Origin of the sequence: Megasphaera sp. DISK 18, assembly GCF_001682955.1 — a bacterium.
GTDB classification, from domain to species: domain Bacteria; phylum Bacillota; class Negativicutes; order Veillonellales; family Megasphaeraceae; genus Megasphaera; species Megasphaera massiliensis.
Genome location: NZ_LUGJ01000023.1, coordinates 17864 through 30776 on the forward strand (window position 1 = coordinate 17864; position 12913 = coordinate 30776).

Annotated in this window: 12 protein-coding genes and 3 tRNA genes; 3 read left to right on the plus strand and 12 right to left on the minus strand. The window is 50.5% G+C overall.

The genetic code is table 11. The annotated features are described in order from the left end of the window. Window positions 1-2 precede the first annotated feature (2 nt). On the minus strand, window positions 3-1136 hold the full coding sequence (locus tag A0U42_RS05490; RefSeq protein WP_065360186.1) for a hypothetical protein: 1134 nt from the start codon (window positions 1134-1136) through the stop codon (window positions 3-5). A 124-nt stretch (window positions 1137-1260) separates the two neighbouring features. Beyond that, window positions 1261-1890: a hypothetical protein gene (locus A0U42_RS05495; protein ID WP_065360187.1), complete on the minus strand. Its 630-nt coding sequence runs from the start codon at window positions 1888-1890 to the stop codon at window positions 1261-1263. A 376-nt stretch (window positions 1891-2266) separates the two neighbouring features. Between A0U42_RS05495 and A0U42_RS05500 the strand changes: the two genes are divergently transcribed. Both A0U42_RS05500 and A0U42_RS11465 read left to right on the plus strand, forming a co-directional pair. Then, window positions 2267-2342 (plus strand) — tRNA-Lys (locus tag A0U42_RS05500). A 470-nt stretch (window positions 2343-2812) separates the two neighbouring features. After that, a complete protein-coding gene (locus A0U42_RS11465) occupies window positions 2813-3163 on the plus strand; it encodes a helix-turn-helix domain-containing protein (protein WP_083122337.1) in 351 nt (116 codons plus the stop codon). Between the two features lie 93 nt (window positions 3164-3256). Here A0U42_RS11465 and rlmH read toward each other — a convergent pair whose 3' ends face one another. The 6 genes from rlmH to A0U42_RS05530 form a co-directional block, all read right to left on the minus strand. Beyond that, the gene (gene rlmH / locus A0U42_RS05505) at window positions 3257-3736 is read right to left on the minus strand and encodes a 23S rRNA (pseudouridine(1915)-N(3))-methyltransferase RlmH (RefSeq protein WP_065360188.1); all 480 of its coding nucleotides are present in this window, start codon (window positions 3734-3736) and stop codon (window positions 3257-3259) included. Beyond that, complete coding sequence (locus A0U42_RS05510) at window positions 3736-4866, minus strand: S1C family serine protease (protein WP_065360189.1); 1131 nt, start codon at window positions 4864-4866, stop codon at window positions 3736-3738. The genes rlmH and A0U42_RS05510 overlap by 1 nt, the downstream gene beginning before the upstream one ends. Before the next feature lie 2 nt (window positions 4867-4868). Further along, window positions 4869-5804 (minus strand): MBL fold metallo-hydrolase, encoded by a 936-nt coding sequence (locus A0U42_RS05515; protein ID WP_065360190.1) that lies wholly within the window; start codon window positions 5802-5804, stop codon window positions 4869-4871. A gap of 67 nt (window positions 5805-5871) precedes the next feature. Beyond that, window positions 5872-5948: transfer RNA gene (locus A0U42_RS05520), tRNA-Ile, on the minus strand. Window positions 5949-5992: 44 nt separating this feature from the next. Beyond that, window positions 5993-6069 (minus strand) — tRNA-Ile (locus tag A0U42_RS05525). Between the two features lie 125 nt (window positions 6070-6194). Beyond that, window positions 6195-7382, minus strand: coding sequence for a pyridoxal phosphate-dependent aminotransferase (locus A0U42_RS05530; protein WP_065360191.1), 1188 nt, complete (start codon window positions 7380-7382; stop codon window positions 6195-6197). Window positions 7383-7491: 109 nt separating this feature from the next. Between A0U42_RS05530 and A0U42_RS05535 the strand changes: the two genes are divergently transcribed. Next, window positions 7492-8670 carry an MFS transporter gene (locus tag A0U42_RS05535; protein ID WP_065360192.1) on the plus strand — a complete coding sequence of 393 codons (1179 nt, stop codon included), beginning with the start codon at window positions 7492-7494 and terminating at the stop codon, window positions 8668-8670. A 267-nt stretch (window positions 8671-8937) separates the two neighbouring features. On the opposite strand, the gene A0U42_RS05540 is transcribed toward A0U42_RS05535, so the two are convergent. The 4 genes from A0U42_RS05540 to rpiB all read right to left on the minus strand — a co-directional run bounded on the left by A0U42_RS05540 (window position 8938) and on the right by rpiB (window position 12899). Next, window positions 8938-9618, minus strand: a complete 681-nt coding sequence (locus tag A0U42_RS05540; protein WP_065360193.1) for an HAD family phosphatase — start codon at window positions 9616-9618, stop codon at window positions 8938-8940. A 107-nt stretch (window positions 9619-9725) separates the two neighbouring features. Continuing rightward, window positions 9726-11357 carry a phosphoenolpyruvate--protein phosphotransferase gene (gene ptsP, locus A0U42_RS05545; protein ID WP_065360194.1) on the minus strand — a complete coding sequence of 544 codons (1632 nt, stop codon included), beginning with the start codon at window positions 11355-11357 and terminating at the stop codon, window positions 9726-9728. Between the two features lie 124 nt (window positions 11358-11481). Continuing rightward, window positions 11482-12444, minus strand: coding sequence for an ATP-dependent 6-phosphofructokinase (locus A0U42_RS05550; protein ID WP_083122340.1), 963 nt, complete (start codon window positions 12442-12444; stop codon window positions 11482-11484). A gap of 17 nt (window positions 12445-12461) precedes the next feature. Next, on the minus strand, window positions 12462-12899 hold the full coding sequence (gene rpiB, locus A0U42_RS05555) for a ribose 5-phosphate isomerase B (protein WP_065360195.1): 438 nt from the start codon (window positions 12897-12899) through the stop codon (window positions 12462-12464). Window positions 12900-12913: the final 14 nt, after the last annotated feature.

Consider the following 12913-nt stretch of genomic DNA (forward strand, 5'->3'; position numbering starts at 1 on the left):
GCCTACGGACGAAACACCGGCACACCTTCCAGTATACTGCGCCACCGCGGCTTTTTTGCATACCGATGAAGGACGCGGTCATTATTCCTGGCATAGCGAGCTAAGGACCGGTAGGCGGCATACTTTTTAGCACCGTGACGATTGGCAAGGCGCAGGCCGACAGACGTCACGGGAATAAGCCACCACGTATGGGTAAAAGCACCGACGGTCACGCCCAATACATGACAGACGTAAGAAAGGAGCGAGCGGCGGCCAAATTCTTTCCCCTTCTTGTACTCAGACAGATCTTTTTGTTTAGCCACCGAATAGGCGATGATGGCATAAGGAATGATGGAGGGCAGGAAACTTTCATGACCGACATCGGCGCCAACCATGACCGTATCCTGGACGTACTGAGTCAATTCCTCATTGGATATGCCGCTGTTGATGACGTGTTCAGCCATATCGCCCATGGTCACTTCGCTGTACACTTCCTCTGTCGAGACGATATCGATGTAAGGGTAGCGTTCCAGCGCATGACCGATGTATTCGGCAGACTCCGTCGCCTTTAGCTGCAGCACCTCATCGACATTGCCGTCGGCATTCAGAATAGCAATATCCCAGCCGGGCTCGGTCGCCGACTGCGCCATTTCTGCATGGTACCCTGCCGGCAGCCTCCCGTCATTGAGGTAATCGGTGTACTTGATTTCAAAGAGTTTGCCCTTGACGCCGCTAATAAAGCCATCCAATTGGTCTTCATCGAGATCGTTCACGGCCTCCTTAAAATCCATGGCCGCCGCCTTTTGCGGATACGCCATTTCATAGGCCTGCTGTACATCAGAAGGCACATGCCAGCCGATAAGACGGCTCAAGATACTGCCCGTGGCCAGCCCCAGCGAATCGAGGAACAGGTTTTTTCGCGTTTCCACCGATAACTCAGCCGCTGCCACCGCCTCTCGAACCTTAGCATAGGACACAGCCTGCTGCTCAATGCCGGTCAGCAAAGCTTCAAAATCTTTCTGACGATAAAAGACGCCGCGGGTATTTTTGAATAAATCCACTCCGCTCTGCGCCGCTCCCACCGATACACCGGCCACGGTCTTCGCAGCCTTCTCGGCCATTTCCATCTTCTTACCCTTACTCCAGCCCTTCACCATATGTCGCTCCATTCCCGGTTAAACAGGCCTGAAAAAGGCTCGTTCAACCGACATTTTTTACGAACACACGCCCTACTCCGGTATACAAGACAGACAATCCACCAGCTATGCCATACAATCTTTTCTATTCAGCCTTATCGGCCGCCATGACCAACTTTTTAACGACATCAAAAATATCGGCGACCCATTGTTTCATTTCTGAAGTCGTGCCGTCCCGATCATCGATCATGTTTTGGAAATCATGAAAAATGAGGTCATAGCCGATTTTCCGGCACTCCAGCAGATACTGGCTGTATGGAAGCTTCTCGCTGTTCGAGAGCGAGTCTTCCTCCCGTTCTCCCATCAAAAGAACCCGATACAGCTGTTCATTCTTTTCATTCAGGGACTGACTCTTTTCATCCATTTGCAGCTTAGACTCACTCCAGCCCCAATCGGCTGCCAAATAGGAACACCGGGCCAGTAAACGGTCTTTAGCCTCTGTGTCCCCTTTCCGCATGGCCTGATAATCCTGCAGAATCTCCGGAATACTTAGGGCCGCAAACCTACTGCAGACGGCATAGCACTTGATAGCCATCGAAACATCCCCTTTCAAGTAAAAGGTGATCCCCATGGCATTGTATCCCTTCATCGAACCATAGACATCCTCATCGTGCATAGACAAGGCATATAATTTTAAAGCCTCGTCAAAATCTCCGGCACAGAGTTTTTCCGTAGCCTCCTCATATAACTTTAAATTTCTATCTGAACTTTCCATTACGCTCATCCTTTCATCACTTTATATATCTATAATAATGCCAGACATCCGTCGAACACGAAGACTGGGAAATAGCCCTTAGCCCCCTGTTTCACGCCGCTTCCGATGTCAAAACGTATTTATGAACACGAATCCATTTTTTATCTTACATTACAACCGATAATTATATATTTCGCTGTAAAACAGAATTATCCTGCCAACTGAGAGGTCCTTCTCAGAAAGTTTTAATAAATGCCCTATTGCGGAAGGCTTCGACGTATTTATCACGGCTTTCGGCCTCTTTGGAAAAATTCACAAAAAAAAAGCTTGCAATTATTTTACATTTAGTGTATTATAACAAATGTGCTCACGAGGTCAGCACACCAACAACAAACATGGACCATTAGCTCAGCTGGCAGAGCACCTGACTCTTAATCAGGGTGTCCAGGGTTCGATCCCCTGATGGTCCACCATAAGAAAACTTGCCCGAACCCCGCATAATTACTGGGATTCGGGTATTTTTTTAATATTACCTAATTGACGTTAAAACTCAAAATAGAAAACATGTCCCGTTAATACGATGGATATATAGTTTGAAAATATCAAACTGTTATTCATCGTATTTTTTATTTGTAAAATTTTTTTAAGAACAACTGATTTAGCTAATAACGTCGATTCTTAAAGGCATCCTCCAAATAGCTGACTTCGTCTTCACAATAATTATTGTCTCAATGTCTCTTCCACCGTCCCTTTTAATCATCCATATGGTGACTAAAGAGATAATAAAGTTCCCATTTTATCGAAAATTACCTTATTTATCATTTCATTAAGTCTCCATTTAGTTGACATTACATACTGTTCATGATTTAATTAATGAAAAAGGAGCGGGCTATGGAAGAACAATTCGGAACTAAACTAAAAGAAATCCGCAAAAAAAAATAATATGTCGCAAGAGGAACTGGCAACGTTTTTAGGAACCTCAAAACAAGTAATTAGTCGATATGAAACAAATCAACGGATACCTAAAATTACGACGGTTCAAGAATATGCTATGAAATTAAAAGTACCCTTATTATATTTCATGGACAATTCTCCCCTATCATTTGATGTTTCAAGCAGCAACGAGACGAGTAGTGATGTCACTCCATCTCCTGTACGTCAGATTTCCACAGAAGAGCTTGAGATACTCTTTCTCTACACTCAACTAGATGAAGTAGATAGAGCAGAAATACGTGGAGAAATGAGAGGCATATTACGAGCAGATAAATATGTCTTCTCTTCTAAAAAGGAATAGATTCGAATCCAATACTTTTCAAAAAGATTTTTAACGCAAAAACATCCCTCACTACCCAAACGGTAGTGAGGGATGTCTGCTTTCATAGCTCTTTTACAAATGATACGGTTCGTGCCGGGAAATCTTGATGGCCCGGTAGATTTGTTCGACCAAGATCAAGCGTATCATCTGATGGGTCAAGGTGATGCGTCCAAAGGAGATGCATTTGTCGGCTTTTCTGCGGACGATGTCGCTGAGGCCGAAGGGACCGCCGATGATGAAGGAAATTTCACTGCAGCCGTAAAGGGCGAGGTCCGAGAAGGATTCTGCCAGTTCTTCTGACGAAACGAGTTTTCCGCCGACGTCGAGGGCCATGAGGTGCGATCCTTCATGAACGTGGCGCAGCATCTTTTCTCCTTCTTTGTCGAGGACCTGTGCCTTTTGGGCCGGCGACGGGTTGTCAGGCATCTTTTCTTCAGGGAGAACCGTCACCGTGACGTCGCCGTAAGGACGGAGGCGCTTCAAGAATTCATCGATGCCGGCCGTAAGGTACTTCTCCTTGATTTTTCCGATGGTAATGAGATGGTACTTCATCAGTTGCCGCTCACATCGTCGTCAGCCGAATCGGTCTGCGGGCTTTCCTGGAGAACGATAGTGGCTTCGCGGTTCATGCCGTTCCGCGTGTAGTCAACCGTGACGGAATCGCCGACTTTATGCTTATCCATGACGCTCTGGAGGGATGCAAAGTCCTTCACGTCCGTGCCGTCCAACTTAACGATGACGTCACCGTGCTGGAGTCCGGCCTGATCGAGAGGACCACCGGGAACGACGCGGTAGACGTAGATGCCCTGAGCATTAAGCTGCATGCCGAAGCGAGCTGCCATCTGCTGGTCAAGGCCGTAGAGACCGAGGTACGGGCGGACAACTTTGCCGTTGGTGATGAGGTCCTGTAAGATCGGGCGAGCCGCATTAATCGGGATAGCAAAGCCCAGGCCTTCGACGCCTTCCTGAGAAATCTTGGCACTGTTGATACCGATGACCTTGCCGTCAGCATCGACTAAGGCGCCGCCGGAGTTGCCGGGGTTAATGGCTGCGTCAGTCTGGATGAGCTTCATGCTCTGCCCTTCCGCACCGATGGTCCGGTTGAGGGAGCTGATGACGCCGACCGTAACCGTTCCCTGGAATTCAAGACCCAAGGGGTTGCCGATGGCAATGGCCGGTTCACCGACCTGAAGAGAGTCGCTGTCGCCAAATTCAGCAACAGGCAGGTTATCCATGTTGATTTTTACGACGGCTAAGTCCGTCTTGGCATCGCGGCCGACGACGGTACCTTCCGTGCTCTGTCCGTCAGCCAGGGAGACGATGACCGTCTTAGCCGTGCCGACGACGTGATTATTGGTAACGATGTAACCGGCCTTATCGAAGATGACGCCGGAGCCGACGCCTTCGCCGACGAGGACTTTACGGTTGAACATGTCGCGGTTATAGACCTTGGTCGTAATGCCGACAACAGCCGGGCTTACTTTCTTAGCCGCCTGAACGACAGCCGTATTGCGGGCATTCGAAATGGATTCCGACTTTTCCAGTTCCTGAAGCTGGTTCGTCGTCCCTTGATAGGTCCCGTTCGGGGAGAAAAAGGTATCGCGAAGCTTAAAGCCCCCAAAGACGCCGCCGGCGATGAGAATTACGGCAACGATGGCCGTAATGATACGTTTGTGCTGCATACTTAGTCACTACTCCTTTCCTGAAAGCGGACGCTGCCGTCTTGGCAGGCCAGCCGCAATAAAATATCTTGACCCACGACGCGGCCGGACTGAGCGAGCACCGTGCGCATCGTATGGAGAGCCAGAGACGGGGTGTTATTCTTCTCACTGCGGTGAGCCAAGAGGACCCGCATGAGGCCCTTCGTCGGAAGAGACGCCAAAAAGGACGCCGCCGTCTTATTGGACAGGTGGCCCCAGCGTCCGAGTATCCGCTGCTGAAGGGCATAGGGATAAGGACCATTTCGGACCATCTCTTCATCGTGATTGGATTCTAACACCAGGATATCGGCATAAGCCGCAGCCGCTGCCACATCGGGGCTGACGTAGCCCAAGTCCGTCGCCAGGGTAATCTTGGCATCGCCGTGGCGAAGGCTGTAGCCGACGGGACGGGCCGCATCGTGAGAGATGGCAAAGGGCATCACCTCTATATCTTTCAAAGCCACACGCCGCGTCAGGCGAACGAAGCGATGGTCAAAGCCATCGGTCTTCCGTCCCATGGCCTGCCACGTTTCAGCCGTCGTATAGACCGGCATATCGGTTCGCTTTAAAAGAGTCGTGATACCATTGACGTGGTCCGAGTGTTCATGCGTAATAAATACAGCATCGAGGTCGCTGAGAGCGCATCCGTAACGCTTGAGACCTTTCTCAATACGGCGGCAGCTGATACCGGCATCGATGAGGATATTTGTCCTTCCGCAGCGAATATAAGCCGCATTGCCCTTACTGCCGCTGGCCAGCATACTGACCAGGCAGTCACCGGACCTCGCTTCGCCGCCAAGGTTAGGGATGGCATCCATTGACGGTTCCGGCACGGCTTTTTGTATCTCACAGCCGGCTTCCCGCCTTGCCTCCTGAATGGACAAGGCCATTTCCTGGAGCTGCCGTTCACATTCAGTCATGAAGTCCCTCCTTCCCATGATTCAAAAAAAACCATCGTTCCGGAATAATTCCAAACGATGGTCTGTGTGGTGGGCCTAGGTGGACTCGAACCACCGACCTCACGCTTATCAGGCGTGCGCTCTAACCAGCTGAGCTATAGGCCCATGTATGGGATACCTTGCCGTCCCAATTGTCCGTCATAAAGAAATGGTGGGCCTAGGTGGACTCGAACCACCGACCTCACGCTTATCAGGCGTGCGCTCTAACCAGCTGAGCTATAGGCCCATTTCCTAACGACTTGTTTAGTATACCACAGATACAGAACGTGTCAAGAAAATTATTCCAAATCCTTTACATTTTATTTATCCTATTTAGTGAAAAGCCTCTTTCCCTTTAGATAACAGAGCCCTTTACCGATACTGGGCCATCAATTTTTCAAAGGCTGCAAAAGAACGCCGAATCATATCGGGATCGACGCAGTAAGAAATGCGGACGTAGCCCGGGCAGCCGAAGCTGTCGGCCGGTACGATGAGGAGATTGAGCTTCTTAGCCTTATCGGAAAAGGCCTTGGCATCCGGTTCCGGCGACTTGACGAAGAGATAGAAGGCGCCGCTGGGATAGACGCAGTCATAACCCATTTCTTTTAAACCATTATATAAGAGTTTCCGGTTCTGATCATAGACATTGACGTCGCTGGTCTGGCCCATGCACTTCAAGATGACGTCCTGGAACAGATGGGGTGCGCAGACAAAGCCCATGAAGCGGCCGGCACCGCAGACTGCCGTATAGACCTCTTTAGCCCCGGTGACACAGTCGGGAACGAGGATATAGCCGATACGTTCGCCGGGCAGGCTGAGGGACTTGCTGTAGGAATAGCAGATGATCGTGTCGCGGTAAAATTTCGGAACATACAAGATTGGAAGGCCGTCGTAAATGATTTCACGGTACGGTTCATCGGAAATAAGATAAATGGGATGGCCGATTTCCTTCGATTTTCGTTCAAGGAGGGCCGCCAACTTTTCATACGTTTCGGCCGAATAGACGACACCGGACGGGTTGTTTGGCGAATTGATGATGACCGCCCGCGTGTGCGGCGTAATGGCCTGTTCCATGGCATCGAGAGAAATCTGGAAATGCTCCGTATCAGGCGGCAGGATGACCGATTTGGCACCGGCATTCTGCACGAAAACCGTGTATTCCGGGAAGAACGGAGCCACCAAGATGACTTCATCAGAAGGGTCTTCGACGATGGCCTTGAGACTGATGACCAAAGAAGCCGCAGCCCCGCAGGTCATATAGAAATTGTCGGCCCGTACATCGGCACCGTAGGTCTTATGCATAAAATCAGCCAAGCCCTGACGAACGGGAGCGTCGCCGGCTGCCGCCGTATAGCCGTGGATAGCTGCCGATTCGCGTTCGCGCAATATATCTTCAATCGCTTCACGGACACAGGACGGAGCCGGAACGGTGGGATTTCCGATACTGAAGTCAAAGACGTTTTCCTTGCCGACGACGGCTGCCTGTTCCTGGCCATAGGCAAAGAGGTCTCGGATGACCGAAGCCTGAGAACCGAGGGCGTACATTTCTTTTGATGCCATACTCACACAACTCCTTTAGCAATAAATATATTCTATTATATATCGCCAAAAAAAAGAAAACAATCTTGTGTTATAATAATAACGATAAAAAAACGAAAGGAAGACCTTCATGAAAAAACAAAGTCCCTATGTCTATCTCTTTGCCATGGGCCATTTTTCCGTCGACTGGGCACAAGGCGCCATCCCGGCCCTCCTGCCCTACTTCATCACGACCTGTAACCTCAGTTACCAAGACGGCGCGACCCTCATTTTTGCCAACATGCTCTTATCCTCGGTGTCGCAGCCGATCTTCGGATATTATTCCGATAAGATTTCAAAACCCTGGTTCGTCCCCTTAGGTCCCATCCTCTGCGGGATCTGCCTGACCCTTCTCGGTTTTACGCAAAACTACTGGCTCATCTTCCTCTTCTCCATGTTCAGCGGCTTCGGCTCCTCCATCTATCATCCCGAAGCAGCCCGCATGGTCAACAACATCGCCGGCGATCAAAAAGGCAAGGCCTTAGGATCCTTTTCCGTCGGCGGCAATGCCGGCTTTGCCGTAGGACCGATCGTCGCCGGTGCCTGTGCCTATGCCTTTGACATCCGCGGTCTTGCCATCTTCGGCGTCGTCAACACCATCCTGGCCCTCATTATCTACAACCGTATGCCCCACATCCTATCCCTCGTACAGGAATCCAAAAAAGCAGAACAAAAAGCCCATCCCGGCGAAGTCAAGGAAAACGAATGGGGTGCCTTCAGCCGTCTGTCGGTCATCATCTTCGTCCGTTCCATCGGCTTCACACTCTGCAACGCCTTCATTCCCCTCTTTTGGATCAACGTCCTCCACGCCGCCCCGACGACAGGGAGTCTCGCCTTATCGATTCTCTTCTCCATGGGCGTCGTCATCACCTTCCTCGGCGGCATCCTGGCCGACCGCTTCGGCTTCATCCGCGTCCTCCGCGGAGCCATGCTGCTCATGATCCCGTCGACCTTCTTCTTTGTCAACAGCACTAACATCGTCACAGCGACCTTGCTGCTCCTGCCCGTCGCCTTTTCCCTCTTTGCCGCCTACAGTCCTATCGTCGTCTTAGGACAGACCTACCTTGGAAAAAACGTCGGCTTTGCCTCCGGCGTCACCCTGGGACTCACGACGACCATCGGCGGCCTCGTCTCGCCCCTCGTCGGCTGGGGTGCTGACCAATGGGGCCTGACAACGGCCCTTCAAATCCTCTGGATCTGCGCCATCATCGGCTCCATCTTCGCCTTCCTTATCCCCGTACCGAAGGCTTGGAAGAATCTGCACAGTTAAGAAAACATTGAATCTGTCCCTGTCCCTTTAAGGCAACAGATTATCCCCCTGACATTGGACAAAAAATCCAAAGTTTAGGGGGATTTTTATAGTATATGCCCTTTTAAGGCTAAGCTTCATGCAGCTCAACCGATACGTAAGCACCCGAGGAAACACACGGCGGATTCAGTCCGGCAACCTACGTACTTAGCCATGCCGCTGCATAGAAAAACCACCGCAGCCTGTTTGCTGCAGTGGTTATGTCTAACTTTTTGGGGTACATCATTTTTAGCCGTTCATATGCGTCTTACCATAGTTTTGTTCCAGCCGGGCCGGTACTTCATCCAACCGTTGGCAGCATTGCCAAGCCAACTGCTGCACCTCTTCGGGAATCGTCACAAGGTCCGGGATCCATACGGACGGGATTCCTGCGGCATGAGCTGCCAGGATGCCGCTTTCTGAATCTTCCAGAACCAGGGCATCTTCCGGTGCAATGCCGGCCTTGTCACAAGCCATGAGAAAGATATCGGGTTCCGGTTTTCCATGGGCTGCTTCTTCTCCGCTTTGGACGACGGTGAAGAAGGAATCGATAGCTGTCTTTTTCAGCAGATACTCAATGAGTTTCCGCGGTGACGACGAGGCAACAGCACAGAGGATGCCCTGTTCTTTCGCGTATTCCAAAATATGGAGTAATCCCGGTTTCATAGGAATATCATGGGTGCGGTAGTACTCCAGCTGCAGTTCTATCTTCTCCTTGCACACCCGGTCATAGGGATAAGTCGGCCCAAAGGCATTTTCACAGGTAGAGCGGACGCGCAGGTTGTCACGGCCCAACATGAGATCAAATACATCACGTCCCATTTGGAATCCGTAACGGGCCGATACGTCCCGCCAACACTGATAGGAAATAATTTCCGTATCGAACATAGTTCCATCCAGGTCAAACACAAACAGCTTTCGTCTATCCATATATCCTCCTCAGCCACGATACCCTGGGGCATCGAAATTACGAAGAGCCTGTATACAATGAGTAATCTCACGTTGTACAGACTCTTCCTTACTGTACAATGGACAATTTATTTTGTCAAATCAAGGGAACGTATTTTTTCACGCAGGCCCAGCACAGCCGATGGACTTACAGAAAGCTCATCGACACCCATGCGAAGAAACAGTTCGGTCAAGGTAAGATCTGCGCCTAATTCACCGCAGATACCAACCCAGATACCAGCCTTATGGCCGTTTTGAATGGTCTGTTCAATGAGACGCAGTACCGCCGGATGATGGGCATCAAAGAAGGAATCGAGTGTCGTCTGCTGACGGTCGATAGCCAGTGTGTACTGAGTCAGGTCATTGGAGCCGATGCTGAAGAAATCGACTTCCTTTGCCAGCTCGTCACTCATGACCGCTGCCGCCGGCGTTTCGACCATGATGCCGACTTCCATATCCTTATCGTAGGCAATGCCTTTAGCATCCAATTCCTGGCGGACTTCATCCAAAATCTTTTTGCACTGCTGTACTTCCCAAACGGAAATAATCATCGGGAACATGATGGCAATTTTTCCGAAGGCGGACGCCCGGCAGAGGGCTCGGAGCTGAGTTTTAAAGAGATTAGGCCGTGTCAGACAGATGCGGATGGCCCGCATACCCATGGCCGGGTTTTCTTCCGGCGCCAAGTTAAAATAATCCACTTTTTTATCAGCGCCAATATCGAGCGTCCGGATGACAACCGTTTTGCCCTCCAAGGCCTGGGCTGTCTTTTTGTAGGCTTCGAATTGTTCTTCTTCCGTCGGATAATCCTTGCGGCCGAGATAGAGAAATTCGCTGCGGAACAGTCCGATGCCTTCCGCATCATTTTGGAGCACTTGCGGCAGGTTTTCCGTATTGCCGATATTGGCAAAGACATTGATTTTTTTGCCATCAAGGGTCACCGATTCAAGTCCCCGTACTTGTTCTAATTTAGCATGCCATTCGTCTTCTTCAGCCTTCTTGGCCTTCATCTTTTCCAGGGTGTCGTCATCGGGATCGATATAAACCATGCCCGTAGTCCCGTCGATGATTGCCAACATTCCGTCTACGTCCTGATGAAGCTGTGTTCCCGTGCCTACGACAGAAGCAATACCCAGTGTACGGGCCAGGATAGCCGTATGCGAGCTCGTGCTTCCGCCGGAGGTGACGAAGCCAATAAGCTTATCCGTATCGAGCTGGAGCGTTTCGCTCGGTACGAGGTCATCGGCTGCAATAATGACTTCACCATACTTACTGAAATCGACGCCCTGACCGCCGCACAATTCCATCTGTACGCGACGGGAAATATCGAGGACATCGGCCGCACGGCCCTGCATGTAGGCATCCTCCATAGAGCGGAACATTTCGGCAAACAACTGGGCCGTCTGTTCTACCGCAGCTTCGGCATTCATATTTTTATCCTGAATCAATCCTTCAATGGATTCGATATAGTCGTCATCTTCCAGCATCATTTGATGGACCTCAAAGACGGCAGCCTGCTCTTCGCCTACCTTTTGAACGGCCTTGTCATAGAGCATGCGCAGTTGTTCCACAGCCTTTTCTCTAGCTCCATGAAAGCGTTTGACTTCGTCTTCAACACTTTCTATTTCATGGACAGCTGTAGATATCGTGTTTCGATGAAAAAGTGCCAGCGGTCCAATGGTGATACCGCGAAAGACGCTTTTCCCCATTAACGTAATCATACGAAATTACCTCCTCCAAGGGATACATAAAAAGAAGAGGAGACCTATACAACAAGGCTCCTCTTGTTCGTTACTTTGAGAGGTTTGCCTTAAAAGAAGGGCCCCTTCTTAGTAAACCTTCCTATTACATTCCCAGTGCATGGACCAATTCATATTCGTTTTCATCGATACCGAATTGAAATTGGTCAGCTTCCTCATAAGGCGTGGCAACGATGTTGTCGTGGATAAGACCGACGACGGCCCCCGTACCGCCAGACAGCAGATATTCTACAGCCTTCTGTCCAAAGAGGCTGGCCATCTTCGCATCTCGGGCACTCGGTGCGCCTCCGCGTTGGAGATAGCCCAAAACGGTCAGACTGGGATTCATTTCCGGATGATGTGCCTTCATGTACTGAAGGACCTCGGCTCCGCTCACAGCGCCTTCCGCCGTAATGATGATGCTGTTCTTTTTCCACTGCTTATGAGATGCTTCCAGATGGTGGGACACTTCTTCCATGGACATCTTCTTTTCCGGTATCAAGACGATTTCAGCCCCACAGGACAGTCCCGATTCTAAGGCGATGAAGCCTGCATGGCGCCCCATGACTTCGATGATGGCCACGCGGTCATGAGAAACAGCCGTATCCCGGATTCGGTTCACTGCCTCTAATACGGTGTTGACAGCCGTATCGTAGCCCAAGGTATATTGCGTTCCTGCCATATCGTTATCGATAGTTCCGGGAATCGTAACCGTCGGCAGCCCCATTTCACTCAGCTTTTCAGCGCCTTTCATGGAGCCGTTGCCGCCGATGACGACAAGGGCATCAATGTGATTCTGCACGAGCCAGTTATAGCCTTTCAGCCGCCCTTCTCGGGTCATGAATTCTTCAGAACGAGACGTCCGTAAATGCGTACCGCCGCGATGGATGATACCGCCTACAGAGCGACGATTCAAAGCCAAGCTTTCGCCGTGGATCAATCCTTCATAGCCACGCTGTATACCTTCCACCGTCAGGCCCTTATAGATGGCATACCGAGTCACGCTGCGGATGGCAGCATTCATGCTGGGAGAATCGCCGCCGCTTGTTAATACTCCAATTTTATTAATCACTGTCGTCAGATCCTTTACGTATCCATTTCCTTAACCATATTGAGCCGTTCTGCATGACGGCCGCCGTCGAAGCCGGTCGTGAGGAAAAGACGGACGATTTCGATGGCCATTCCCGGACCGATGACACGGCCGCCCATGGTGAGAATGTTGGCATCGTTGTGGCGCCGGCAGTATTCTGCAGAAAACATGTCGTGGCAAAGAGCCGCCCGGATTCCATGAACCTTGTTGGCTGCAATACCGATGCCGATGCCCGTTCCGCAAAGGAGAATGCCTCTATCGTATTCACCGGCGGCTACGGCTTCGGCTACTTTTTTTGCAATGACCGGATAGTCGCACCGTTCCGACGTGTGGGTACCTGCATCGGTATAGGCAATGCCTTCTTTATCTAAATATTCTGTGATTGATTTTTTTAATTCAAAACCGCCATGGTCGCTGCCAATGATGAGTTTCACCGCTATCTGCCTCC